The 25,896-nt window shown below is 32.2% G+C and carries 23 protein-coding genes, 1 riboswitch and 1 other annotated feature; all 23 genes read right to left on the bottom strand.

Annotated elements, in window-relative coordinates; genetic code table 11:
* Nucleotides 1-7: 7 nt before the first annotated feature.
* The 23 genes from hemC to mdh all read right to left on the bottom strand — a co-directional run bounded on the left by hemC (nt 8) and on the right by mdh (nt 25,892).
* A complete protein-coding gene (gene hemC / locus LQ598_RS01120; RefSeq protein ID WP_107556783.1) occupies nt 8-931 on the bottom strand; it encodes a hydroxymethylbilane synthase in 924 nt (307 codons plus the stop codon).
* 18 nt (nt 932-949) lie between these two features.
* Nucleotides 950-1,618 (bottom strand): cytochrome C assembly family protein, encoded by a 669-nt coding sequence (locus LQ598_RS01115; RefSeq protein WP_237715657.1) that lies wholly within the window; start codon nt 1,616-1,618, stop codon nt 950-952.
* 185 nt (nt 1,619-1,803) lie between these two features.
* Nucleotides 1,804-3,141 carry a glutamyl-tRNA reductase gene (hemA, locus tag LQ598_RS01110; protein ID WP_016910900.1) on the bottom strand — a complete coding sequence of 446 codons (1,338 nt, stop codon included), beginning with the start codon at nt 3,139-3,141 and terminating at the stop codon, nt 1,804-1,806.
* 74 nt (nt 3,142-3,215) lie between these two features.
* Nucleotides 3,216-3,803: a ribosome biogenesis GTP-binding protein YihA/YsxC gene (gene yihA / locus LQ598_RS01105; RefSeq protein WP_016910901.1), complete on the bottom strand. Its 588-nt coding sequence runs from the start codon at nt 3,801-3,803 to the stop codon at nt 3,216-3,218.
* Nucleotides 3,804-3,981: 178 nt separating this feature from the next.
* Complete coding sequence (clpX, locus tag LQ598_RS01100) at nt 3,982-5,244, bottom strand: ATP-dependent Clp protease ATP-binding subunit ClpX (protein WP_016910902.1); 1,263 nt, start codon at nt 5,242-5,244, stop codon at nt 3,982-3,984.
* Between the two features lie 124 nt (nt 5,245-5,368).
* On the bottom strand, nt 5,369-6,649 hold the full coding sequence (gene tig, locus LQ598_RS01095) for a trigger factor (RefSeq protein ID WP_016910903.1): 1,281 nt from the start codon (nt 6,647-6,649) through the stop codon (nt 5,369-5,371).
* 96 nt (nt 6,650-6,745) lie between these two features.
* The gene (locus LQ598_RS01090) at nt 6,746-7,672 is read right to left on the bottom strand and encodes a hypothetical protein (protein WP_107556782.1); all 927 of its coding nucleotides are present in this window, start codon (nt 7,670-7,672) and stop codon (nt 6,746-6,748) included.
* A gap of 2 nt (nt 7,673-7,674) precedes the next feature.
* Nucleotides 7,675-8,298, bottom strand: coding sequence for an NUDIX domain-containing protein (locus LQ598_RS01085; protein ID WP_239745116.1), 624 nt, complete (start codon nt 8,296-8,298; stop codon nt 7,675-7,677).
* 151 nt (nt 8,299-8,449) lie between these two features.
* On the bottom strand, nt 8,450-8,809 hold the full coding sequence (gene rplT, locus LQ598_RS01080; protein ID WP_016910906.1) for a 50S ribosomal protein L20: 360 nt from the start codon (nt 8,807-8,809) through the stop codon (nt 8,450-8,452).
* 42 nt (nt 8,810-8,851) lie between these two features.
* A complete protein-coding gene (gene rpmI, locus LQ598_RS01075) occupies nt 8,852-9,052 on the bottom strand; it encodes a 50S ribosomal protein L35 (protein WP_016910907.1) in 201 nt (66 codons plus the stop codon).
* A gap of 25 nt (nt 9,053-9,077) precedes the next feature.
* On the bottom strand, nt 9,078-9,608 hold the full coding sequence (gene infC / locus LQ598_RS01070; RefSeq protein ID WP_016910908.1) for a translation initiation factor IF-3: 531 nt from the start codon (nt 9,606-9,608) through the stop codon (nt 9,078-9,080).
* Nucleotides 9,609-9,632: 24 nt separating this feature from the next.
* Nucleotides 9,633-9,758 (bottom strand) — a sequence feature (ribosomal protein L20 leader region).
* A 52-nt stretch (nt 9,759-9,810) separates the two neighbouring features.
* Nucleotides 9,811-11,304, bottom strand: a complete 1,494-nt coding sequence (locus LQ598_RS01065; protein WP_016910909.1) for an amino acid permease — start codon at nt 11,302-11,304, stop codon at nt 9,811-9,813.
* Between the two features lie 87 nt (nt 11,305-11,391).
* Nucleotides 11,392-11,564, bottom strand: a riboswitch (Lysine riboswitch).
* 68 nt (nt 11,565-11,632) lie between these two features.
* The gene (gene thrS, locus LQ598_RS01060; protein ID WP_239745115.1) at nt 11,633-13,561 is read right to left on the bottom strand and encodes a threonine--tRNA ligase; all 1,929 of its coding nucleotides are present in this window, start codon (nt 13,559-13,561) and stop codon (nt 11,633-11,635) included.
* 313 nt (nt 13,562-13,874) lie between these two features.
* Nucleotides 13,875-14,795, bottom strand: coding sequence for a primosomal protein DnaI (gene dnaI / locus LQ598_RS01055; protein ID WP_016910911.1), 921 nt, complete (start codon nt 14,793-14,795; stop codon nt 13,875-13,877).
* Entirely contained in the window at nt 14,795-16,174 is a 1,380-nt protein-coding gene (locus tag LQ598_RS01050; RefSeq protein WP_107556780.1) for a replicative helicase loading/DNA remodeling protein DnaB, read from the bottom strand. Before LQ598_RS01050 ends, dnaI begins: the two co-directional genes overlap by 1 nt.
* An 11-nt stretch (nt 16,175-16,185) precedes the next feature.
* The gene (nrdR, locus tag LQ598_RS01045; RefSeq protein ID WP_016910913.1) at nt 16,186-16,644 is read right to left on the bottom strand and encodes a transcriptional regulator NrdR; all 459 of its coding nucleotides are present in this window, start codon (nt 16,642-16,644) and stop codon (nt 16,186-16,188) included.
* 192 nt (nt 16,645-16,836) lie between these two features.
* The gene (locus LQ598_RS01040) at nt 16,837-17,871 is read right to left on the bottom strand and encodes a glyceraldehyde-3-phosphate dehydrogenase (RefSeq protein ID WP_016910914.1); all 1,035 of its coding nucleotides are present in this window, start codon (nt 17,869-17,871) and stop codon (nt 16,837-16,839) included.
* A gap of 230 nt (nt 17,872-18,101) precedes the next feature.
* Nucleotides 18,102-18,692 carry a dephospho-CoA kinase gene (coaE, locus tag LQ598_RS01035; RefSeq protein ID WP_107559253.1) on the bottom strand — a complete coding sequence of 197 codons (591 nt, stop codon included), beginning with the start codon at nt 18,690-18,692 and terminating at the stop codon, nt 18,102-18,104.
* Nucleotides 18,693-18,700: 8 nt separating this feature from the next.
* A complete protein-coding gene (gene mutM / locus LQ598_RS01030) occupies nt 18,701-19,573 on the bottom strand; it encodes a bifunctional DNA-formamidopyrimidine glycosylase/DNA-(apurinic or apyrimidinic site) lyase (protein ID WP_107536690.1) in 873 nt (290 codons plus the stop codon).
* 21 nt (nt 19,574-19,594) lie between these two features.
* Complete coding sequence (gene polA, locus LQ598_RS01025; protein WP_107592808.1) at nt 19,595-22,216, bottom strand: DNA polymerase I; 2,622 nt, start codon at nt 22,214-22,216, stop codon at nt 19,595-19,597.
* A 191-nt stretch (nt 22,217-22,407) separates the two neighbouring features.
* Nucleotides 22,408-24,114, bottom strand: coding sequence for a two-component system histidine kinase PnpS (gene pnpS / locus LQ598_RS01020; protein ID WP_016910918.1), 1,707 nt, complete (start codon nt 24,112-24,114; stop codon nt 22,408-22,410).
* Entirely contained in the window at nt 24,107-24,817 is a 711-nt protein-coding gene (locus LQ598_RS01015; protein WP_016910919.1) for a response regulator transcription factor, read from the bottom strand. Before LQ598_RS01015 ends, pnpS begins: the two co-directional genes overlap by 8 nt.
* A 142-nt stretch (nt 24,818-24,959) precedes the next feature.
* Complete coding sequence (gene mdh / locus LQ598_RS01010) at nt 24,960-25,892, bottom strand: malate dehydrogenase (protein ID WP_199183088.1); 933 nt, start codon at nt 25,890-25,892, stop codon at nt 24,960-24,962.
* Nucleotides 25,893-25,896 lie beyond the last annotated feature (4 nt).

Here is a 25,896-nt window from a genome sequence, read left to right as displayed (position 1 = left end):
CTCCTTATTATGCTTCTTCATTTAATTTCTTAATAATTTCATATGCACCTTGAGCTTTTAATTCTTCAGACACTTGTTTACCGATTTCTACTGGATCGGTGCCTACTTTCGTACATTCATATCTTTCTTTACCATCAGGTGACATTATCAATCCAGTAAATGAAATTTCATTTCCTTCTTTAGTTGCATAGCCTGCAATTGGAACTTTACAACTTCCATCCATTTCACTTAAAAATGTTCTTTCACATGTAACACATGTTTCTACTGTATCATCGTGAACGGATTTCAGAATATCTAATAATTCTTTGTCATCGCTTCTACATTCAATACCTAACGCACCTTGACCAATAGCTGGAACCATCGTATCTTCTTTTAAATATTCAGTAACGATGTCTTCACTCCAGCCCATTCGTTTTAATCCTGCAGCGGCAAGGATAATCGCATCAAAATCTTCTGTTTCTAATTTTTTCAAACGTGTATCAATGTTACCTCTAATCCATTTAATTTCTAAATGAGGGTATTTAGCTAATATTTGTGCACCACGTCTTAAAGAACTTGTGCCTACTATACTACCTGGCTTTAGATCTGAAAGTTTTACGTGATTATTAGCGATATAAGCATCAAAAGGATTTTCGCGTTCAGGTACACATCCAAGTGTGAGCTCTTCAGGCAATTCACTAGGAACATCTTTTAGCGAATGAATCGCAAAATCAATTTCACGATCAAATAATGCTTGTTGGATTTCTTTTACGAATAAACCTTTACCTCCAACTTTAGACAATTGAACATCAATTATTTTATCACCTTTAGTAACAATTTCTTTGATTTCAATATCTAATTCTGGATATGTTTCTTTTAATTTATCTATAAATTGCTGACTTTGCGTCATTGCTAATTTACTTTTTCTAGAACCTACAATAATTTTACGCATAACTTCCTCCATCATTGTTTAGTTAAACCATTGATGAAATCCTGAAAATTTTGAGACCACCAAATAATTTATCATACACACTAAAAATATCATAATATTCGCTATGACTAATGTTTTAGTATTAACAGATTTTCTCACTCTTAAAAATAAATAAACACCGTATAATAACAAGACTATTAATGATCCTATCACTTTCATATCTATCCAAATCTCACTACCAATTATAATTAAGCCCCATTGAATGCCTAATATTAAACTGATGAGCAGTACTAAAAATCCTACTAAAGAGAATCTAAAAACATTTTGTTCTAATTGTTCAATACTACCCATTCTAAAGAACTTTTGGTTAAACTTTTTCTCTTTTAAGTTCTTTCTTTGAAGTAAATACAATATTGCATGTGATGTACTTAATGCAAAAAGAACGTAACTTAAAATTGCTAAAGATATATGTATTAATAGCAATTCATTCATAATATTAGAAGCAGTATTTTCTGTATCATATTGCTCAGGTCTAAATGTATGAATAACTAAGAATACAAATCCAATTAGATTAATAATAAATACTGTTAAATCTGTTGATTTAAAATAGTTTATAACTAATGAAACTGTAATAATCATCCATGTATAAAAATAAAAACCTTCAAATATAGTCAAGATTGGGAATTGTTTTGTTGTCACAATATACATGCACAAAAAGATTGTTTGAAAAATCCAAACAATCCCTAGTGCGTAGTACCCAAACGTTCTTACTTTAGAATTTTTTTGAATAAAGTCATAGAAATAGCACCCTAAACATATCATGTAAATGACTAATACAATTTCATGCAAACGTACCGCAATTATATCTTGCATAGCATCACCATATATTTAAATTAAGATTCAACTGTGCTTGTAGACAATTGACCTCTCTTTATTTCTTTCTTAGTTTCATTAATTTGCTCTACTTCATTTGTGATATTAAAAATTTCTTGGAATAATTCTAATTTTTCTTTTGATTTTTTATCCGTTGATAATTCTTTAGCTTGTGTAATCGGGTCTTTTAATAGCTGATTAACGATACTCTTCATATGTTTAGATATAACTTTTCTTTCTCTTTCAGTCATATCAGGAAGCTTTCTTTCTACACTTTCCATAGTATCTTGTTGTATATGTGACGCTTTATCTCTAAGCGCTGTAATAATAGGTACAACACCTAACATGTTTACCCATTCTTCATGTTTATCTATTTCTTTTGCAATGAGTAATTCAATTTCACGAGCTGCTTGTTCACGTTCTGCTAGGTTTGCGTCTACTAGTCCGTTTAAATCATCTACATCATAGTTAAACATTAAATCTAGATCATTTACTGCAGGGTCAATATCTCTAGGCACAGCAATATCGATTAATACAAGTGGCTTGTTTCTTCTAAAACGTTCTACATCTTGCATCATTTCTTTAGTTAAGACATAATGTTCTGCACTTGTAGAACTAATAACAATATCAGCTTCCATCAATGAACATTGTAATTCATTGATGCCTTTAGCTACGCCTTTATACTGCATTGCTAATGCTTCTGCTTTAGCAACAGTACGATTGATTACCGTAATGTCATTTACGCCACTACCGTTAAGGTTTGCAACTGCTAATTCTGCCATCTCACCAGCACCAATGATCAGTGCTTTCTTATTGTCTAATTTACCTAGCACTTTTTTAGATAACTCTACTGCAGCATAAGAAACCGACACAGCATTAGATGCAATATCTGTTTCATGATGACCACGCTTAGCTAGCGTAATTGCTTGTTTGAATAATCGATTAAACATCGTACCTGTTGTAACTTCAGTTTGTGCAATTTGAAACGCATCTTTCATTTGTCCTAATATTTGTGTTTCACCTAGGACCATTGAATCCAAACCTGATGTCACTCTAAACAAATGTTCCACTGCATCATTCTCAGTTAACACATTTGTATAAGCTTTAATTGTGTCTAATGATTGATCAAACCAGTCAGCTAAAAATGACTGAATATAATATTTACCTGTGTGCATTTGATCTACAACAGCATATACTTCAGTTCTATTACATGTTGATAAGATTACACATTCTAATATTGATTTTTTATTACTTAGAGCTACGAGCGCGTTCTCTATTTCTTGATCATTAAACGCTAATTTTTCACGCATCGCAACGTCTGCAGTCTTATAGTTTACACTTACTACAACAACATGCACTTCTAACGCCCCCATTAATTTATGTCCAATGCCTAAATTATAACATTTCTAATCTAGGAATGTGAGGATTTTGTTTAAATATATTGTGACAATAACGCCCAAATATTGTCTGTCTTTTCTTTTTTAACAGATGAATAACTTATTAACTTATCCTCAGAATCAACTTCCATAGTTTGTCGTATAATTTTTAAATGTTTTTGAACTTTGCCCTTAGGTATTTTATCTTCTTTAGTTGCGATAATGATTGTAGGAATTTCAAAATGTTTTAAGTAATTATACATCAATACATCATCTTGTGTTGGTTTATGTCTAATGTCTACTAGCTGAATTACACATTTCAATTCGTCTCTAGTCGTTAAATATTGTTCTATCATTTTACCAAATTGTTCTCTTTGTTTTTTACTTACTTTTGCATAACCATAGCCTGGCACATCTACAAAAATAAGTTGTTCATCTACGTTAAAGAAGTTCAATGTTTGCGTCTTCCCTGGTTTAGATGAAGTTCTTGCTACTTTTTTTCTTGAGATTAGTGTATTAATGAACGTTGATTTACCAACATTAGAACGTCCACTAAGCGCTATCTCAGGTAAACCAGTTTCAGGATATTGCTTTGGATCAACTGCGCTTATTATAATATCTACGTTATTCGGATTAATTTTCATTGTTTTCTCCTACAAGTTTGTTTCTTTTATTATATCTTATATTGCTTATATTTTAAACAAAGCAAAACGGAGCGAAACAGAAATCTAATGTTGAAATAAGATTTCATTGTACCACCCATTATAAATGATTGAGGCTGAGACAAATAATTTGTCCCAGCCTCTTATAGATCATTTATAGTTATGCTGATGTCTTTTCATCATTTATTAAGTTACCTTCACTATCAAATAAATTAGGTAATTTATTATCTCTAATTGTATTTTCTGTGATGACAACTTTGCTAACATCGCTACTTGATGGAATATCAAACATGATATCAATTAAAGCTTCTTCAATAATAGAACGCAATCCACGCGCGCCTGTTTTACGTTCTATAGCTAATTCGCTTATCGCTGTTAGTGCTTCTTCATCGAATTGTAATTCAACATCATCTAATTCAAGCATTTTAGTATATTGTTTTACTAATGCGTTTTTAGGTTGAGTTAAAATGTTTTTCAATGCGTCAACATCTAACGTTTCTAAATTAGCTACAATTGGAATTCTACCGATAAATTCAGGGATTAAACCATAAGACTGTAAATCTTCCGGTCTGATTTGTGATAACAATGATTCTTCATCGCTAATTTCTTCACCTGAACTACTGAAACCAATTATTTTTTCACCTAATCTACGTTTGATAACTTCATCAATACCATCAAACGCACCACCAAGAATAAATAGAATATTAGTTGTATCTATTTGAATAAACTCTTGGTTAGGATGTTTTCTGCCACCTTGTGGCGGTACACTTGCTGTAGTACCTTCTAATATTTTAAGCAATGCTTGTTGAACACCTTCACCGGAAACATCTCTTGTTATAGATGCGTTCTCAGATTTACGTGCGATTTTATCAATCTCATCAACATATATAATACCCTTTTCAGCGCTTTCAACATCAAAGTCTGCTGCTTGGATTAATCTTAATAATATATTCTCTACATCTTCACCTACATAACCAGCTTCTGTTAAACTCGTTGCATCTGCAATAGCAAATGGAACATTTAAAGATCTAGCTAATGTTTGAGCTAGTAATGTTTTACCACTACCAGTAGGTCCAATTAATGCGATATTACTTTTTTGTAAATCAACACCATCTTCACTTTCTGAAGGTTGTTGAACACGTTTATAATGGTTATAGACAGCAACTGCTAATGATTTTTTAGCATTTTCTTGTCCAATAACATAATCATTTAATTGTTCCATAATTTCTTTAGGTGTAGGAACTTCAGTAAATTGTTCTGGCTCTTGTGACTTCAATTCTTCTTCTACTATTTCAGAACAAAGTTCTATACATTCATTACAAATATATACACCACTACCAGCTACAAGTTTTTTAACTTGATCCTGCTCTTTACCACAGAAAGAACATTTTAAGTTTTCTTCACCATCGTTAAATTTAAACATTTTTACACCCCTATTCTTTTTAGACTATACTAAATGTTTTTTACTTTTTCAAATTAAACGAACTAAAAAAAGAATAGTAGCAGAAAAATTCTGCTACTATAATTAATTTAATACTGAATAACAATTATTCTCCAACTGATTCAGCAACTAATAAGTCAATAACTTTTTGGATTTTTAGGTCGTTAATTAAAATGTCGTTATTACCTAATGTTGATTTAATATCTTCAACAGATAATCCAAATTGTTCACTCATTTTAGTCAATTCTGCTTCAACATCTGAATCAGAAACTTCAATATTCTCTGCATCAGCGATAGCTTTTAAAGTCAAATTAGTTTTAACGCGTTTTTCAGCGTCTTCTTTCATTTGTGCTTTAAGTTCTTCTTCTGATTGACCTGAGAATTGATAGTATAATTCAAGGTTTAAACCTTGTTGTGATATACGTTGTTCGAATTCTTGCATCATGCGATCTAATTCAGTGTTAATCATAGCTTCAGGAATTTCAACTTTAGCATTGTCAGAAGCTTTAGTGATCGCTTCTTCTTTTTCAGTTGCTTCCGCTTGATTTACTTTCGCATCTTCTAAATCTTTACGTAATTTTTCTTTGTACTCGTCTACAGTTTTAATTGACTCATCAAGCTCTTGAGCTAATTCATCATCTAATTCTGGAATTTCTTTTGATTTCACATCATTAATTTCACATTTGAATGTTGCTTCTTTACCAGCTAACTCTTCAGCGTGATATTCTTCAGGGAAAGTGACAACAACATCTTTGCTATCATTCGCTTTAAGACCAATAAGTTGTTCTTCAAATCCTGGAATAAATGATCCAGAACCAATTTCAAGATCGTAACCTTCAGCTTGTCCGCCTTCAAAAGCTTCACCGTCAACATAACCATCAAAGTTAATGTTTACAACGTCGCCTTCAGCGATTTCGCCATCTTTAACTGTTAATTCAGCTTGACGACTCACTGCGTCTTCTAATGCTTTGTCGAATTCTTCGTCAGTTACTTCACGATCTTGTTTTTCTATAGTTAGACCTTTATAGTCACCTAATTCAACTTCTGGTTCAACTGTTACAGTAGCTTCAAAGATAAGTTCTTTACCTTTTTCCATTTGTGTAACGTCAATTTCCGGACGATCAACTGGATTGATTTCTGCTTCTTCAACTGCATTACCGTATGCTTCAGGTAAAATGAAATCTAATGCGTCTTGGTATAATGATTCAACACCAAATCTTTGTTCGAATAATGGTCTTGGCATTTTACCTTTACGGAAGCCAGGTACATTAATTTCTTTAACAACTTTTTTGAATGCTTTGTCTAAACCTTTATTTACTTCTTCTGTAGGAACCGTAACAGTTAATAAACCTTGGTTACCTTCTTTCTTTTCCCATGTTGCTGTCATGAATAAAAACCTCCGTGATTATCCTAATTTTATTAATTTTCAACTCTTTAATTATAACATAGCTTTCTGATGTTTCAACTATAGTGTTTATATTCATTACAATTTTTGAATAAAATCAATAAATTTTTGCCAATCATCTTGATTTACACTTTTGTAGTTAGCGTCTATATTAAAACGTTCTGATAAAAGTTTCAAGTAACACGCAATTAAATTTTCATCTTTTATCTCACTAAACGTAATTGGATACATTACTATAGCGTGTTGATTCAGTAAACTTTTAGCTAATTCAATTGATGAAGGACTATCAATTTCAAGTTGATCTATTATTTTAGGAATGATATTTTTGTTAATGCTCGTTCTTTCAATGCCATCTAATTCGATGGGGTTAACGGTTATAATCTCGTTTAGCTTTTCAAATTTTACATCTGCAGACCATTCGCCTAATCTCAAATACTCTAAAATTAAACTTTGTACATTAGGATGCAGTGATTCGTTCTCTATAATTTGAGCTAACGTTAAGTTAAATACACCTAAGTGATTATCAATTAAATCTATCAATAGATTAATTTGCTCTTCAAATTGTGTTTCTTGAAACGTTCTTAATACCTCTGAAGCTTTAAGTTGTCTTTGGTCGAGTTTATCTTTTGCCATATCTTGAATTGGAAGTAGCGACATTCTAGTAGAATGTTCAATGTTTTCATCTTTAATTTGATTAATGATTTCAACTACTGTTTGATACTGTTCTAAATAATATAAGCTTTCGACAAAATAAACAACAATTTTATCGTAATAATCATGTCCTTGATTTAACAATATACTTGCTTCTTCTCTTAATTCTAAATAATGGCCACACTCTTTTAAGACTTCACATTTTTTTAATGAAAGTTCTTCATCCATCGCAAAATGTTGTTCATATAATTCAAACGTTTGATAAGCTTCATCAAACTGTCCATTTTTTATTGCTTGATTAATACTCGTAATGAGCTGATTTTTCAATTTTGGAAATGGAATGATTTCACTCAAGGTTACTCACCTCTTCTATATATGCCGTCTATAATAAGACTACTCCATGTTTCATAGTTTTCATTATGCGACAATTCTGATTGATTAACCCAATTGATTTTCAATGTATCAGTCTCGATAGCTTCTACACTTTCTTTATCAACTTTTAATTTAAAGACAACACCTATATGAACTTTTCCAACTTCATTTTGATCATCGTTGATAAAGCCGATTAATTCCATATTTTCTACATCTTGTTTATTTAAACCAACTTCTTCTTCTAGTTCACGTGCTGCGTTTTCTCTTATGACTTCTTCAACATTAGTAGCGCCAGGAACATCATTCATATGTCCTCCTACGCCAATTGAACTTAAGCCATGAAGTCTACCTTCACCACCACCAGTTAAACGTTCATAAACCAATACTTCGTCATTCTCATTTTCTAATATGCAATACGAAATCAATTGTTTATACGAAGGGTCTTCCTCCATATCTCCACGTCTCTTTGTTTCATATTGATTAATTGTTTCATAAATATATTTTGTTTCTTCATCTTGAATTGATTTAAAGCCATCGAATTGATACGCTTCATCATTAAAAATTGTCTTTCTTAGTACAACTGTTATCATTTCATCAAATTTAGACATATTATTCTCCTTATTCTTTTTTCTACACTATTTTATCAAAGGGAATATAAAGCGTAAAGGAGATGGGGCTATTCCTCCCTTTTTTCATAAAAAAACTGTCGATAAAGTTCAATCCTTTATCGACAGTTTAAATTGCATATATGAACAGCTATTATTTAGCTAAAGCGTCTTTAGCTTTAGTAGCTAATTCAGCAAATGCTTTTTCATCTGAAACAGCGATTTCAGAAAGCATTTTACGGTTGATATCAATACCAGCTAATTTAAGACCATTCATTAAACGGCTATAGCTGATGTCGTTTTGACGAGATGCCGCATTGATACGTGCAATCCATAATTTACGGAATTCACGTTTTTTCTGACGACGGTCACGGTAAGCATAGTTACCTGATTTCATAACTTGTTGCTTAGCAACTTTATATAATGTATGTTTTGATCCAAAGTAACCTTTAGATAATTTTAAAACTTTTTTACGACGAGCTCTCGTCACTGTTCCACCTTTAACACGTGGCATTATAATTCCTCCTTAAAATGGACCATTAGTCCGCTATGTTTATTATTTTACGTACGTTAACATTTGTTTAACTCGTTTTGTATCTGATTTAGAAACTAATGAAGCTTTACGTAATTTACGTTTCGCTTTAGTAGATTTGTTTGCAAATAAATGTGAAGTGAACGCTCTAGAACGTTTTAATTGACCTGAACCAGTTCTTTTAACACGTTTAGCTGCTCCACGATGAGTTTTCATTTTAGGCATTGAGATTTCCTCCTATTATTTCGGTTTATTTTTCAGTTGAAATTGGCGATAACATTAAGAACATTGAACGCCCTTCCATTTTAGGTCTTTGCTCAACTGTTGCTATATCTTTACAAGATTCTGCAAAGCGTTCTAACACACGTTGACCAATTTCTTTATGCGTAATCGCACGACCTCTAAATCTAATAGATACTTTAACTTTATCTTCTTTAGATAAGAATTTTTGAGCATGCTTTAATTTTGTTTCAAAGTCATGTTCTTCGATAGTTGGACTTAATCGAATTTCTTTAACATTAACTACTTTTTGTTTCTTACGCATTTCTTTTTCTTTTTTCTGTTGTTCGAATTTATATTTACCATAATCCATAATTCTTGCAACAGGTGGTTTTGCAGTTGGTGCTACGATTACTACGTCTAAATCTACTCTTTCAGCCATTTCAATTGCTTCAATTTTAGATTTAACACCAATTTGTTCACCATTTTGACCTATAAGGCGAAGTTCTTTCGCACGAATTTTGTCATTAATTTGAGTCTGATCTTTAGCTATGGTTGACACCTCCTAGAATTTTACGAAGTCGTCCAAGAAAAAAAAGAACGAATGCACAATGCACCCGCTCTCATCCATAAACATTAAAGGTTTATTGTACCTGCTAACAGCTTTACGCGTCACTACAGGTGAGAAGCGGGTATGCTTCTACTTGGTCCGTTTCGTATTCAACAAGACTTATCTTACCAATTATAAACGTTCATGTCAATCTTTATTTAATATTCTTTTCAAATACTTTCATATCCACGTCTTGACTTAAATCAACTTGTTTAAGTGGAATCATTTTTGTTTTATATTTCACTTTATGGAATATAAAGAATGCTAAAAATACTGGAATACCCATATATGTGATAAAGAATCTTCTAGGTTCAAACTCACCTGTTTGAATGAAATCAACATCTTGACCAACAATTACAACCGCACAAAGTGCAAAAGCGAATAGTGGTCCGAATGGGAACAATTTAGCTGTATATTTTAATTTTGTTTTATCATAATTTTGAATATCAAAAGCTCTTCTAAATCTATAGTGACTAATTGCTATACCTAACCAAGCAATAAATCCTGTCATACCTGAAGCAGCGATAATATATTCATATGCACCACCACTTAAGTGCTCAATCGCAAATATAATGACAACAACGACTGCTGTAGCCATAAGCGCTGTATAAGGAACACCGAATTTATTTGTTTTTGAAAATACAGGTGAAGCAAGTTTATCTTTACTCATAGAGAAGAGCATTCTCACTGAAGCATACATACCAGAATTACCAGCTGATAATACGGATGTTAAAATTACTGCGTTCATAAATGAAGCTGCAAATGCTAAACCAGCGTTTTCGAATACGAGTGTAAATGGCGATTTAGCCACTTCATCTCCACCCATTAAATTAGGGTTCGTATAAGGAATGATCATACCAATTACAAAAATTGCTAAAATATAGAATAATAAAATTCTCCAGAATACTTGTTTAATCGCTTTAGGTACAGCGCGCTCAGGATTTTCAGATTCACCAGCTGTAATACCGATGAGTTCTGTACCTTGGAAGGAGAATCCTGCTACTAAGAATACACCTAACACGAGCAAGAATGTATTAACATTAGAATCACCTAAGAATGGTGCATCACCTGCTACGAAGTTATTGAATCCTAAATATTCTCCGCCTAACAAACCGAATATTGTTAATAAACCGACTCCAATAAAGATAATAACTGTAGCAACTTTAATGAAGGCAAACCAATATTCACTTTCTCCATACACGTGAACAGAAAGAGCATTTAAACCGAATATAATGGCCATAAATATTACACTCCATAGCCACGATGGAATAATTTCAAGCGGTTCCCAATAGCTGACAACTTGAGAAGCTATCGTAATATCAGCTGCAACTGTAATAACCCAGTTGAACCAGTAATTCCAACCTAGCGCAAATCCTAATGAAGGATCTACAAATCGAGTCGCATACGTACTAAACGATCCTGAAACCGGTAAATACGTTGCCATTTCTCCTAGAGATGTCATAAGAAAGAACACCATTAATCCGACTATTGCATATGCTAATAGCGCCCCTCCTGGTCCAGCATCTCTAATAGCACCGCCAGAAGTCATAAATAAACCTGTACCTATACAACCGCCAATAGCGATCATTGATATATGTCTATCTTTAAGCTTTCTTTGAACATTGTTTGTTGATTTTTCTTGAGACATTGTTATTTCCTTTCTCCATTCCACAATCGAGCCACTAAAAAAGTCGCATATCCTCAAGATATGCGACCTATATATGTTCATTCCATACAAATTGGTAGCACATCACTTAGTGTGACAGTCCAGTATTTATTAAACACTGGCCCAATAAATAGCATCATGGTTACTATTTATTTCGGCAATATCCCCTTTCATTATTTCAACATATGCGCCATTACGCTTCTGAATAATTACTATTGAATATTGCAACCTCTAACTCATTACTGAGGAATATTTAATTAAATTTACTATTAAAACTATACCCGATGACACAGTGAATTTCAATAGCTTATTACTTTTTCAATCTAATTTCATCTACTAAGCTCCAGATGAACTCATCTTTTTCGACAGTTTTCGAATCTTTAGAACCATATTGGCGGACATTTACTTCTTGATTTTCCACTTCTTTGTCACCAACAACGAGTTGATATGGAACTTTTTTCATTTGAGCTTCGCGTATTTTATAACCCATCTTTTCATTACGATCATCGATGTGAACACGTACGCCTTGAGATTTCAATTCATCATGTAATGTTCTAGCGTAATCATAATGTAAATCAGCATTAACAGGAATAATTTCTACTTGTTTCGGCGCTAACCAAATTGGGAACACGCCTTTTGTTTCTTCTATTAAAAATGCAGTGAATCTTTCCATAGTTGAAATAACACCTCTATGGATGACAACAGGACGATGTTCTTCACCGTCATTACCGATATAAGTTAAATCAAATTTTTCTGGTAATAAGAAATCAAGTTGCGCAGTAGATAAAGTTTCTTCTTTACCCATTGCTGTTTTCACTTGAACATCTAATTTAGGACCGTAGAATGCCGCTTCACCAATTGCTTCTTCATATGGTAATTCCATTTCGTCAATAACTTCTTTAAGAACAGCTTGCGCTCTATTCCACATATCATCATCGTCAAAATATTTCTCTTTATCTTCTGGGTCACGTAAACTTAATCTAAATGTATAATCTTCGAATCCGAAATCATCATATACATCAAGAATCATGTTTACAACGCGTTTGAATTCTTCTTTGATTTGATCAGGTCTAACAAAGATATGCGCATCATTTAAAGTCATACCGCGGACACGTTGCAAACCAGATACTGCTCCACTCGCTTCATATCTATGCATCATACCTAATTCTGCAATTCGAATTGGTAATTCTCTATATGAATGACGGCTATTTTTATAAATCATCATATGGTGAGGACAGTTCATCGGTCTAAGAACAAGTTCTTCGTTTCCTAAGTCCATTGTAGGGAACATATCTTCATGATAATGATCCCAGTGACCAGATTTTTTATAAAAATCAACATTTGCCATAATTGGTGTATAAACATGGTCATAACCCATTGCGACTTCCTTGTCCACGATATAACGCTCTAATTCACGACGAATTGTTGCACCGTTTGGTAACCATAATGGTAAACCAGCACCAATATCTTGATTCGTAGTAAATAACTCTAACTCTTTACCAATTTTTCTATGGTCACGTTCTTTTCTTTCTTCTAATACTTTTAGATAAGCTTTTAATTCTTTTTTATCGAAGAAAGCAGTACCATAAATACGTTGTAGCATTTTGTTATTAGAGTCGCCTCTCCAGTAAGCACCTGCAGTTGATAAAAGTTTAAATTCTTTAATTTTTGAAGTTGAAGGTACGTGAACGCCTCGACATAAATCAGTAAATTCACCTTGAGAATAAAGTGTTACGTTCTCATCTTCAGGAATTGCATCTATTAATTCTAATTTGTACTCATCATTTGTAAAGAAATCTTTTGCTTCATCACGACTTACAACTTTACGCTCAATCTTAAAGTTTTCATTCACGATTTGTTTCATTTCTTTTTCAATTGTTTCGAAGTCGTCACTAGATATTTTATGTTCAGTGTCTACGTCATAATAGAATCCACCTTCAATAACAGGACCAACACCAAACTTCACGTCACCATACAATCTTTGTAAAGCTTGAGCCATTATATGTGCAGTAGAGTGTCTTAATACTTCTAATGCCTCATTGCTACCTGGTGTAACAATTTCTAATTCTCCATCATTTTCTAAAGGTCTTGTTAAATCTACTAATTGGTTGTTAAATTTACCGGCAACAGCTTTTTTTCTTAAACCTGGACTAATAGATTGGGCTATTTCTTCTGTAGTTGTGCCTTGCTCGAACCCTTTCACACTACCATCTGGAAATTTAATGTTTATTTCACTCATAACGACTTCCTCCTCATTTTTTCTATTAAAGAACATAAAAAAGAGACCTCATCCAAAGGGACGAAATCTCTCGCGGTACCACCCTCATTAACGCGCTTATTTAAGCACGATAACTCTACATAAGATAACGGTCTTGAGCCGAATGCGGATTAACGCATCATGTATGAGGTAGTAACCATTTATATTGCATTATCTCAATTCCAGCGATATGAGACTCTCTGTGAATGCTTTATAGACGTCATGTCCTCTAAATTTTTATATTCATTTAAGATAACTCAATTATACAACTCTAATCTAAAATATCAAGCTAAAATTAAGCTCTATAGTTTTTGCCTTCTAGTTCATAATCTTCAGTAATGGTTTTGATTCTTTCCATAATACGACTCGCTTTCGTAATTTCAGCACCTTGTCTTGTTTTACTAAGGTGAAACTCTAATTCGTCGAAGTTAAAATTAGAACTAAAAAATGTAGGAAGTTTATGAACCATTCTATAGTGTAATATAGGTCCTAAAATTTCATCTCTTACCCACGGTGTTAATTCTTCTGCCCCGATATCATCTAGCATGAGCACTTTCGCTTCACGAGCAGACTCAAATCGTTCACTAAACGAACCGTCATTAAAACCATTTTTCAACACTCTTATAAATTCAGGTAAGTAAATAATCGTAGAAGCTTGCTTTTTCAACTTAAGCTGGTTAGATATCGCCCCTAAAATATATGATTTACCCGATCCAAATGGTCCATGAATATAGAGGCCTTTAGTGTCTTCGCCTGAAACGATTTTATTACATATTTCCATAGCTTTTTTAATAATAACCATTCTAGATTCATTATCAACGTATATATCTTTAATCGTTGCCTTCAACGTTTCTTCAGGCATTTGGAATGATGTCACAAGATTTGATTCAAATTTACGTTCGTCATATTCAATTTTGTTCGGACAAGGTAAATACCTTGTCTTTATGTGATCATTTTGAATATATAATTCCGGGACATGCCCTTTAACAAAATTAATGCAATTACGGTAACTACTGCATTTTTCGCAGCATTTTGATTGGTCTTTATAGGCTTGTAACTGATCTAAATCTGTTTCAATTATTTCATTCGTTAATTCTGATCGATGCTCATCTAAAAATGCTTTAACTTCTTTATGCGTTAACGTTTCTCTTTTTATTTTTTCTAGTCTCTTTTGAAAATCTTTATTTTGTTTCAAATGTTGGCCTAGTGGTTCCATTAATGATCACCTTCTTTCCAAAAAGCTTCCATTTCTTTTTGAAGCTCTTGTTTTCGTTTTTCAAAAGCAGCATCAGATTCATTATTTTTCTGTTCTTCTTTTGGCGTTTCAGCTGACTTTTGTTTTAATAACCATTCAGGTGTTTTTTCAATTGATTTCAATTTAAATGTGTTATTCGCTTTATTATTTCGTTCTTTTTTCTTTTCAGCTGTTTGTTTATCAAGATTTTTAATATAATGATACGCTTCTTCAGCAGATGTTAGTTTTAACTTCTTCCAATTTGAAGCAATTTCTTCAATGTATGCTTTAGGTAATTGCATATTATTTTTAAACATTACATACTGCAATAATATGTTCATGACACCATATGGCAATTTTTCTCTCGTTACAACGTCTTCTACAACTCTTTTTTGTGAAATAGTTGGTTCTGACTTTGTAAATGACGCCAACATCTCAATTGGACTTGTAGTGTCTAACAGTTCAAACCACGATAATAAAGAATCTACTTCTTGTTTAGCATCATTTTGTTTAGCTTTCACGCTCTCTTTTTTCAAATCTAATGTTGGAAGTTCTCCCTCATGTTCAATTTGATAAATGGAGCGCGCGTGCTTTCTTAAATCTTGTAACGAAATAGTTTGGTTTTCCGTAATAGATTTTAAAATAATTGATTTCATTTCTACAGGCGTAATGCCATATAAAGTTGCAATTTGAATAATGACTTCTTTCGTTTGTTTATTCAATATTTCTTTAGATATCAAATGATTGTTTAATAACAGCTCTAACATTTCAAAGTCAAATCGCACATCTGATAAATCTAGCCCTTTATTTTTCACATCCGGTTTGATTTGAATATCATCTTGCTGTCCTATTTCTGATAGTTTAGGCACTTTAAACACATCTGTAAAACTTTTTGTAACTTCATGATATGCAGATGTTGAAATACTGCTATCCTTATATCTATTTTTCAGTGAAAGATATCTAGATTTGCCAATTTGTTGATATAAAAATACAGATAGCAAAGGATCATTGAAAAATTGCTCAGTAGTTGCAGGTTGTTCCAACATATATATAAATGTTTGCTCTTCTTGATTAGTCTTAAAGTAAGTCTTGAGCAAACCAATACCTTCTAATAAATCTAATGAATCTCTAAAGCTAGATAAATTTATTTTCAAATCATTCATTATTGTGTAATGATTATATGCTTCTGTCTCATTATGAAAATTAAACTGTGATAAATATAAATAAACACCAATCGCATCTGTCCCAATTAATGGCGTGTATAAGCTGATTAATATATCTTGATGGACATGTGTATAATTATAATTTGATTTAACGTAAAATCCATCGCTAGGTTTTACGCCATTAAAATATTCCGCCATTAATACTCACCTTACTTTCGGTCTTTCAATATTCCTTGCATCGATTTTAATAATTGATCTACATCTTTAAATTCTCTATATACTGAAGCGAATCTTACATATGAAACCTGATCCACTTCCATTAAGTGTTCCATTACTTTTTCACCTATATCGTTAGAAGATACTTCTGTTATACCTTCAGATCTCAATTCTTTTTCTACTTGATTTGTAATTTCTTCAAGCTTTTGGTAAGCCACAGGTCTTTTTTCACATGAACGAACGAGTCCGTTCAATATTTTATCTCTATTAAAAGTTTGTCTAGCACCATCTTTTTTAACAACAATTAAAGGTGTTAGTTCTACTCTTTCAAAAGTTGTGAAACGAAATCCACATGATTCACATTCTCTTCTTCTTCTAATCGCAGTTAAATCATCAGCGTGTCTAGAGTCTACTACTTTAGAATTTTCATATTTACAATTAGGACATCTCATTCGTTTCACCTCTTATATACTTTTATTATTCATATACAAATTATACAGTAGTTTCGTATTTTTTTAAACGCTCACTATTTTACATATGGTATACATTAATACATTTACGCTATAAAAGATAATTTTTAAGCAAAAAGAACGTAACGTGGCATTAAATTTACCACATTACGTTCTTTGCGCAATCTATATTTATTATGAAATTTTTTGTTCTCTAACTTCTGATAGTATATTAGCAACTTGTTCAGCTAATTCAACAACTCTCATTGAGTAGCCCCACTCGTTATCATACCAAGCTAACACTTTAACTTTATTTGAGCCAATAACCATTGTAGATTGTTCATCAACAATTGCTGAATGAGGATTTGTGTTAAAGTCTATAGAAACAAGCGGTTCATCACTCACATCCATAATGCCTTTTAATGCACCTTTACTTGAACGACGTAAAGCATCATTTACATCTTCGACAGTTACATCTGTTTTCAAATCTACAACTAAATCTACTAGAGAGACATTCGAAGTTGGTACTCTTAATGCCATACCATGCATCTTGCCTTCCAATTCAGGAAGTACCAATGATAAAGCTTTCGCTGCGCCTGTTGATGTAGGTATGATACTATCTGCACAAGAACGCGCTCTTCTTAAATCTTTATGAGGATTATCTAGATTTTTTTGATCATTCGTGAAAGCATGCACTGTTGTCATTAATCCATTTTCAATACCAAATGAATCATTAAGAACTTTTGCAACTGGGCTTAAACAATTTGTCGTACATGACGCATTAGAAATAATGTCATACTCTTTTAAATCAAGCGAATCATCATTTACCCCTCTAACGATTGTTTGAACTTGCCCACCTTTAGAAGGTCCAGTTAGTATAACCTTTTTAGCACCAGCATCAATATGAGAGATAGCTTTATCTCCATGATTAAACTTGCCAGTCGCTTCAATAACAATATCAATACCTAAAGTTCTCCACGGTAATAATTTAGGATCTCTTTCAGAAACAAGTAATATTTTATGACCATTTATAACAATACCATCTTCAACCGCTTCAATATCGCCATCTAATTTACCATGTGTTGAATCATATTTTATTAAATGTGCAATTGTTTCAGGTGGGTAAGAAGCATTAATAGCCACAATGTTTAAATAATCTGATTTAAGTGAACCTCTTAATACCATTCTTCCAATTCTTCCTAAACCATTAATTGCAATATTTTTCTTCATAGTCGAGAACCCCTTTTAATGTGATATACTATTTATTGCAATTAGTATATCACATTAAAAGTTTATTGAAAACGTTTTCTATTATGTTTTTGAGAAAATTTTTAAATAGCTTATCTATGTATACATAAAGCAGCATCTCTACATATACACTACAAAATCTACAATATAAAAACGACTAATCCGTATGATAATTCAAACAGATTAGGCGTTCTATTTTTTAAAAAAGTGCATCATAAATGTTTGCTTTCAATTAATGTTTCTATGTTTTGTGCTAATTCTTCTAATGTTCCATTATTATCTATTATTTCATCTGCTAATTGTTTTTTTTCTTCAATTGGCATTTGTGATTGTATTCTAGAAGTTGCTTCGTCGTCACTCAATTGGTTGCGTTGTTTCAGACGAGAAATTTGCGTTTCTTCTGTAGTATAAACTAACCACGTTTCATCTACTGTATCTTGCAATTTGTTTTCGAACAGTAAAGGTATATCCATAATTACATTTTTACCTTTTTCTAATCCCAATTTCTTTTCTGCATCCATAATTTCTCTAACAATTGGATGGATGATATTATTGAGCTTTAGTCGCATCGATTCGTCTTTAAAAACTACCGATCCTACATACTGCCTATTCATTTCTCCATCTATTATTGCTTGATCACCGAATACTTCTTGTACTTGTTTAAGTCCTGTACTATTTTTTTCGACAGCTTTTCGACTTGCGATATCTGCATCTACTATATAAAATCCATGCTCTTTTAATATGTTTGAAGCGTTCGATTTTCCAGTGGCAATTCCACCTGTTAACCCTATTACACTCGCCATTGTTTCACCTACTTTTGACAATTTGGACAATAATGCGTATTTCTAGTTGCGATCACTTTTTGTTCTACTGGGCCTCCACATTGACCACAAACCTTTTTACCGTATATATTATGCTTATCTTGCATCGTTCCTTTTTCACCATCAGCATTATAATAATCCGATATACTCGATCCACCGTTGTCTATACCTTCTTGTAAAACATTGACCACTTCATCAAATACATTTTTTCGCTCTTCTTGACTTAAATCTTTTACCGTTCTCGTTGGTAACACACCTGCTCTTAGCAAAGCTTCACAAGCATAAATATTTCCACAACCCGCAATAACCGTATGGTCTAAAATACCAACTTTGATTGGCTTGTTTATAAATTTCTTTGATGTGATTTTGTCGAGATAATATTCATACGCCTCTTGAACAAAAGGCTCTGGTGCGATTTTAAGTACTGATGGATATTCAGTTAACTCATCCAATGCTCTTAACTCACCAAATCTGCGTATATCTGTATAAATAAGTTGTAAACCATTATCTAGTTCAAAAATGACATGCCAATGCTTTCTATGATTATCTATTTCAATATTAGATAAGTCAGGAACGGTAAAGAAAGCGCCAGTCATACCAAAATGACACATAATAATTTTGTTATCTTGTTCATTCTCAATTTCTATAAAAATATATTTACTTCTTCTATATACACTAGCAATTTTATAATGTTCAGTTCTTTCTTTAAATAATTCTAAAGAAGTTCCCTTAACAATTGTTTCTTTACCAATTTCTTTTCCAATTTTAACTTTATCTGAAAAAGTTACTTTTTGTATCGTCGCACCTAATATTTTAGGTGTGATGACTCTTTTAACACTTTCAACTTCTGGTAATTCAGGCATATTCAGTCTTCCTTCTATTACTTATTTTGCATCGTACCAAGTTTCACCATAACTAGACTCTACACTTAAAGGTACAGATAATTCGAGAGCATTATCCATGATATCTTCTACAAATGGTTTAAATGCTTCTAGTTCCTCTTCAGGTACTTCAAAAATTAATTCATCGTGCACTTGTAATAATAATTTAGCATTAAAGTCAGTATCTTTCATTTTATTAGAAAATTGAACCATAGCTAATTTGATAATATCAGCTGCACTACCTTGAATAGGTGTATTCATTGCTGTTCTTTCAGCAAAACTTCTTAAATTAAAGTTTCTATTCGTAATATCTGGCGTATATCTACGTCTATGAAGCAATGTTTCAACATAACCTTTTTGTTTAGCATCTTGAACAATAGTATCCATATATTCTTTTACTTTAGGAAAACTATCTAAATAATCATCTATAAACTTCTTAGCAGCTTTTCTCGTAATGCCTAGACTTTGGCTTAAACCATAATCACTGATGCCATATACAATACCAAAGTTTACTGCTTTTGCTTGCCTTCTCATATTCGACGTTACTTCGTCTTTATCTACGTTAAACACACGCATTGCAGTAGTTGTATGGATATCTTCATTTGCAGTAAAGGCTTCTTTCATATGTTCGTCACCCGTTATATCAGCTAAGACACGCAATTCAATTTGTGAATAGTCGGCAGCGAATATAACGTGATTTTCTTTACTAGGACGAAATGCTTTTCTAATCTTTCTGCCTTCTTCTAGTCTTATCGGTATATTTTGTAAGTTAGGTTCTATTGAACTTAATCTACCAGTTTGAGCTAATGTTTGGTTAAATCTTGTGTGAATTTTACCTTCAGAAGTAATCATTTTTTGTAAACCTTCGATATAAGTCGATTGTAACTTAGCAAGTTGTCTATACACTAAAATATCTTCAATAATTGGGTGTTCATTTCTTAATTGTTCTAAAACATCAACTGCTGTAGAGTACCCAGTCTTCGTTTTTTTAATAATAGGTAATTTTAAATCTTCAAATAATACGACACCTAACTGTTTTGGTGAATTTATATTAAATTCAGTTCCAGCATGACTGTGAATTTGTTCAATTAATTTATCAAGTCGTGTTTTTAAGTCTTCTTGCATTTCTTTTAACGTTTCTTTATCGACTGTAATACCGATATGTTCCATTTCAGCTAACACTCTAGCTAACGGCAACTCTAAATCATCATGAAGACTAAATTGATCTCTTTCTTTGAGCAATTCAATCATTTTTTCTTTTGACTCATATATTGCAGTCACTTTTTTGGCAATACTTTCAAAAAGAACTTCGTTTTCAGGAACATGCAATTTCTTACCTTTGCCATATATACTTTCATCATTAGGAACGTAATAAACACCAAATTCTGATACAACAGAATATATATCTTCAATTGCTCTTGAAGGATCTAATATATAACTCGCTAACATCGTATCAAATTGAATGCCATTCACTTTAATGCCTAATCTTTCACACAATATAATCGTCTTTTTAGCATCATAAACTGAAAAATGAACATTTTCATTTTCTAACCAAGCATGTAACGCTTTATTTTCTTTTAATTCTTCTGCCGAAACAACATAAGCTTGATCGTTAGCATGAATCGCAAAGCCAAGAACATCAGCTTTTAAATAGTTATTTTCATTAGTTTCAAAATGTATAGCAGCTTCAGTAATATTTTCAAAATCAAAATCATTTAAATGTTCTTGATATTCTATTACGCGATCATCATAAGCTTCAGTACTTGTATCCATTTGATCAAGTAACTGTTTGAATTCTAAAGTTTTAAATAGTTTAATCTTTTCTTCATCATTATCGTCAGTTAACTTTAAGTCTTCTATCGATACTTCTATCGGGCTATCTCTATTAATTGTTGCAAGCTCTTTACTTAGCTTCGCATTATCTTCATTATCTATAAGTTTTTCTTTCATTTTAGATGTTTTTAATTCATCAATATTTTGATAAACACCTTCTACTGTTTCATACTGTTTCAATAATTTAATAGCAGTCTTTTCTCCAATACCAGGAACACCAGGAATATTATCAGACTTGTCTCCCATGAGACCTTTCATATCAATAATTTGGTTTGGTACTAAACCATCATATTTTTCCGCAATAAAATCAGGCGTATAATGATCAATGTCAGTTACACCTTTTTTAGTATAATAAATCGTTACATTTTCACTTGCTAACTGTGTTAAGTCACGATCACCCGTAATAATGATCGTCTTTAAATTTTTCTCATCAGCTTGTTTAGAAAGTGTGCCAATGATGTCATCCGCTTCATAATTTTCTAACTCATAATGTTTAATATGATAGCTCTCTACCAACCGACGGATATATGGTAATTGGCTTCTTAACTCATCAGGTGTCTTCTCACGACCACCTTTATATTCGCTATACATATTATTTCTAAACGTTGTCTTCCCTGCATCAAACGCAACCATGAAATGCGTAGGCGCTTCTTCTTTTATAATTTTATCTAAAATCATCGTAAAGCCGTAAATTGCATTTGTATAAACGCCTGCTTTATTTGTTAATAAGGGCAATGCAAAAAACGCTCTAAATGATAAACTATTACCATCGATAAGTACCAATTTTTCCACTGTAGGATACCTCCATCACTATATTGATTTCATTTTATCATATCTCACACTATAATCAGATTGTTTAGCATAAAATAAAAAAAGCGAAATACATATGTATTTCGCTCAATCATCAAAATGAAGGGGTCTATATTTATTCTATCTATCAATGATTAATTCAGTATGAATAGATTGTAAATTTTGTATGAAGATTATTCGTTAAATAGCTTCACGATAAAATGAGAACCTTGTCCAACTTCTGATTCCACTTTAATTTGTCCATTGTGTGCTTCAATTATATGCTTTGTAATCGATAATCCAAGTCCTGTTCCACCTGAATCTCTACTTCTTGCTTTATCCACTCTATAAAATCTTTCAAATATTCGTTTTTGTTCATCTTCTGATATTCCAATACCATTGTCTTGAACTGAAATAATTTGTCCATCTCCTACATCCTTAACCGTTAAGATGATTTGGCTTGATCTCGGTGAATAACTAATAGCATTTGATAATAAATTAATCATAACTTGTGTCATTTTATCTTTATCACCTAATGAAACAACATTTTGCTCTATTTTGTTAACCAATTCTATATCTTTTTTCGTTGCAACGGTTGAAACCGTATTTATGGAATGTTCAGCTATTTCTGTTAAAGATATAGGTTCTTTAGGTATTTCGTCATTTTGTTCTATTTTTGACAAATCTAATAAATCTTGAACAAGCGATTGAATCCTATTAGACTCATCAAGCATAATATTTAAGAACATATCTAATGATTCTGGATCATTTTTTGCACCGTCCAACAATGTTTCAGCAAACCCTTTTATAGATGTGATAGGTGTACGTAATTCATGAGAAACGTTAGCAACAAAATCTTTTCTCATATGCTCTAATTTTTTCAATTTTGTTATATCATGCATAACAACTACTAAACCTAACAAGTTTCGTTTTTTTCTAGATAATACAGGTATAACTGAAACTTCGAAGAATTTATTGTGAACATTGTTAATATAGAGTTCAACTTGTTCAAACATAGGTTTTTCTAATTTTAATGCCTCGTTCATCATTTGTGTGATTTCAACGTTTGGCATAACATCTTTAAACAGTTGACCTTCAGCATTTCTTACTCTATCAAATAAATCATGATATGTTTTGTTCGCAATGACGATAACGCCTTCTCTATCTACCATCAAAGTGGCACTAGGTATATTTTCTAATGTTGTTTCTAATCTATTTCTTTGTAATTTTTGTTCATTATTTAAATCGTCTAAAGTTCTAGCAAGTTCGTTTGTATTAATAAACAATTCTTTAGTTTCTTTAACATTACTTTCAGGAACTCTAACTCGATATTTTCCAGACGCTAATAATTTTGTGGCATATGTCACTTCTTTAATTGGATGAATATAAGATGTATTGATATACCTAACTACGAAATATATAAGTGGTAATGTGAAGAATAGGACAAGCAATAAATACTTCCAAATATCTTTTTGAATAATGGATATAGTGTCAGTATGTTTAGCTATAGCTATAGTATAATCACCATATTTTTTAGCAAACATAACTTCAGAATCTGTTTTATCAACAGCAAAATACTCATCAAAAGTTTTTGCATCTGAAAGTGCTTGTTCTTTTTCATTTTTAAATAGTTTTGTATCAACATTATTAGAATGGTAAATCATTTTATCATTTTTTTCTAAAATAATATCTTGATTAAATACATCTAATATTTCATCTATATTTTCCGGATTTTTTTTAGCAATATCATATATATTTTTAGATTCAGTCTTTAATGATTTTTGTTGCTGTTTAGAAATTAAATCATAACTAGAATTATGTAGGAAAAACCCTAATATAAGAAAACTTACAACAGTGACCGTTGTAAGTATAATTAATAATTTATTATAAAATTTAATCATTGTTCTTTGGTCTTTCTAACTTATAGCCTAAACCCCTAACTGTTTTAATAAATTGAGGTTGTTTAGGGTTTTCTTCAAGTTTATCCCTCAAATGACTAATATGTACGTCGACTATTCTAGAGTCACCAGCAAATTCATAATTCCACACTGAATTTAACATATGCTCACGTGTTATGACACGACCTTGTCTTTCTATTAGATAAAGTAAAAGTTCAAATTCTTTCGGTGTTAATTCTAATAATTCTTCGTTTCTGTATACTTCGAAAAAGTCAGGTCTAATTCTAATAGATCCCAAAACAATATCTTCATCGTCATCTGAGTTACGGCTTTCAACTTGACCGACACGTCGTAAAATAGCTTTAACACGTGCAACCACTTCACGAGGTGAAAAAGGTTTCGTCATATAATCATCTGCACCTAATTCTAGACCTAATACTCTATCAAACTCGTCATCTTTTGCAGTAAGCATTAAAATAGGAACTTGATTTTTATCAGAACGAATCGTTTTACATACTTCAATTCCGTCTTTCTCAGGTAACATGACATCTAATACGACTAAATCAGGTTTCTCTTCGTTCACTTTCTCTAATGCTTGAACACCATCATAAGCTACGATTACTTGGTAACCAGCTTGTTCTATATTATATTTCAGCAATGTGACGATTGATTGTTCATCGTCTACTACCAATACTTTTTGTGACATGCAAGGTCCTCCTTAAGCGATTTAATACAATTATAACTTAAATTATTAAAAAAATAATGCATATTTAGAGAACTTTACAAAAAGTTAACACTATCTACACATAAAGGCCGGTTCTTTACAGAACCAGCCTTCATCTTATTGTTTATTGCAAAATATCTCTAACAGTTTTGACAGATTCTACAGATTCGTCCAATAACTGTTTCTCATCGTCAGTTAAATCTAATTCAATAATGCTTTCTATACCGTTGGCACCTAAAACTGTAGGTACACCTAAATATATATCTTCGTAGCCATACTCACCTTCTAAATAAGCTATTGATGGCAACACTCTTTTTTGATCTTTCAAAATTGCTTCAGTCATTTCTATTAAAGCTACACTAGGCGCATAATATGCTGAACCATTTCCTAGAAGGTTTACGATTTCAGCGCCACCTTTTCTAGTTCTATCTACGATCTCTTTAATTTTGTCTTGAGATAATAATTTTTCTAATGGCACACCACCAGCTGCAGAATATCTGATTAGAGGCACCATTGTATCTCCGTGTCCACCTAATACAAAACCTGTAACGTCTTTGACAGATAAACCTAAAGCTTCTGCAACAAACGTTCTAAATCTAGCAGTATCTAATACACCAGACTGACCGATAACGCGTTCTTTAGGGAAACCTGATGCTTTATATACAGTATACGTCATCGCATCTACTGGATTTGTTAATACTAAAATAATCGTGTTAGGCGAGTATTTCACAATCTGCTCTGTTACTGATTTCATAACTTTTTGATTTGTTTGTACTAAATCATCACGAGACATACCAGGTTTTCTCGCTATACCAGCAGTAATAATGACAACATCAGAATCTTTAGTATCTTCATAATTAGATGTACCAATCACTTTAGAATCAAACCCTAAGACAGGTGCACTTTCAGCAATATCGAGCGCTTTTCCTTTAGTTGGATCTTCTGATTGTGGCATATCGACTAGAACAACGTCACCCAACTCTTTTTGAGCTGCAATAAAAGCTGCTGTTGCACCAGTGAATCCCGCTCCTATTATTGATATCTTTTTTCTTGTCATATTG

This window comes from Mammaliicoccus sp. F-M27 (assembly GCF_022387115.1).
Classification (GTDB): domain Bacteria; phylum Bacillota; class Bacilli; order Staphylococcales; family Staphylococcaceae; genus Mammaliicoccus; species Mammaliicoccus vitulinus.
This window is presented reverse-complemented; position numbering and strand designations above follow the sequence as displayed.

Coding starts and splice junctions, on each gene's coding strand:
- LQ598_RS01040 (WP_016910914.1), bottom strand. CDS start 17,871: ATGAAGAAAAATATTGCAATTAATGGTTTAGGAAGAATTGGAAGAATG.
- LQ598_RS01065 (WP_016910909.1), bottom strand. CDS start 11,304: ATGTCTCAAGAAAAATCAACAAACAATGTTCAAAGAAAGCTTAAAGAT.
- LQ598_RS01050 (WP_107556780.1), bottom strand. CDS start 16,174: ATGGCGGAATATTTTAATGGCGTAAAACCTAGCGATGGATTTTACGTT.
- thrS (WP_239745115.1), bottom strand. CDS start 13,561: ATGAGTGAAATAAACATTAAATTTCCAGATGGTAGTGTGAAAGGGTTC.
- LQ598_RS01085 (WP_239745116.1), bottom strand. CDS start 8,298: ATGTCTAAATTTGATGAAATGATAACAGTTGTACTAAGAAAGACAATT.
- rplT (WP_016910906.1), bottom strand. CDS start 8,809: ATGCCACGTGTTAAAGGTGGAACAGTGACGAGAGCTCGTCGTAAAAAA.
- mutM (WP_107536690.1), bottom strand. CDS start 19,573: ATGCCTGAATTACCAGAAGTTGAAAGTGTTAAAAGAGTCATCACACCT.
- mdh (WP_199183088.1), bottom strand. CDS start 25,892: ATGACAAGAAAAAAGATATCAATAATAGGAGCGGGATTCACTGGTGCA.
- hemC (WP_107556783.1), bottom strand. CDS start 931: ATGCGTAAAATTATTGTAGGTTCTAGAAAAAGTAAATTAGCAATGACG.
- LQ598_RS01115 (WP_237715657.1), bottom strand. CDS start 1,618: ATGTATATTGTGACAACAAAACAATTCCCAATCTTGACTATATTTGAA.
- dnaI (WP_016910911.1), bottom strand. CDS start 14,795: ATGGAACCACTAGGCCAACATTTGAAACAAAATAAAGATTTTCAAAAG.
- LQ598_RS01015 (WP_016910919.1), bottom strand. CDS start 24,817: ATGTCACAAAAAGTATTGGTAGTAGACGATGAACAATCAATCGTCACA.
- clpX (WP_016910902.1), bottom strand. CDS start 5,244: ATGTTTAAATTTAACGATGGTGAAGAAAACTTAAAATGTTCTTTCTGT.
- pnpS (WP_016910918.1), bottom strand. CDS start 24,114: ATGATTAAATTTTATAATAAATTATTAATTATACTTACAACGGTCACT.
- coaE (WP_107559253.1), bottom strand. CDS start 18,692: ATGGCGAGTGTAATAGGGTTAACAGGTGGAATTGCCACTGGAAAATCG.
- yihA (WP_016910901.1), bottom strand. CDS start 3,803: ATGAAAATTAATCCGAATAACGTAGATATTATAATAAGCGCAGTTGAT.
- nrdR (WP_016910913.1), bottom strand. CDS start 16,644: ATGAGATGTCCTAATTGTAAATATGAAAATTCTAAAGTAGTAGACTCT.
- tig (WP_016910903.1), bottom strand. CDS start 6,649: ATGACAGCAACATGGGAAAAGAAAGAAGGTAACCAAGGTTTATTAACT.
- rpmI (WP_016910907.1), bottom strand. CDS start 9,052: ATGCCTAAAATGAAAACTCATCGTGGAGCAGCTAAACGTGTTAAAAGA.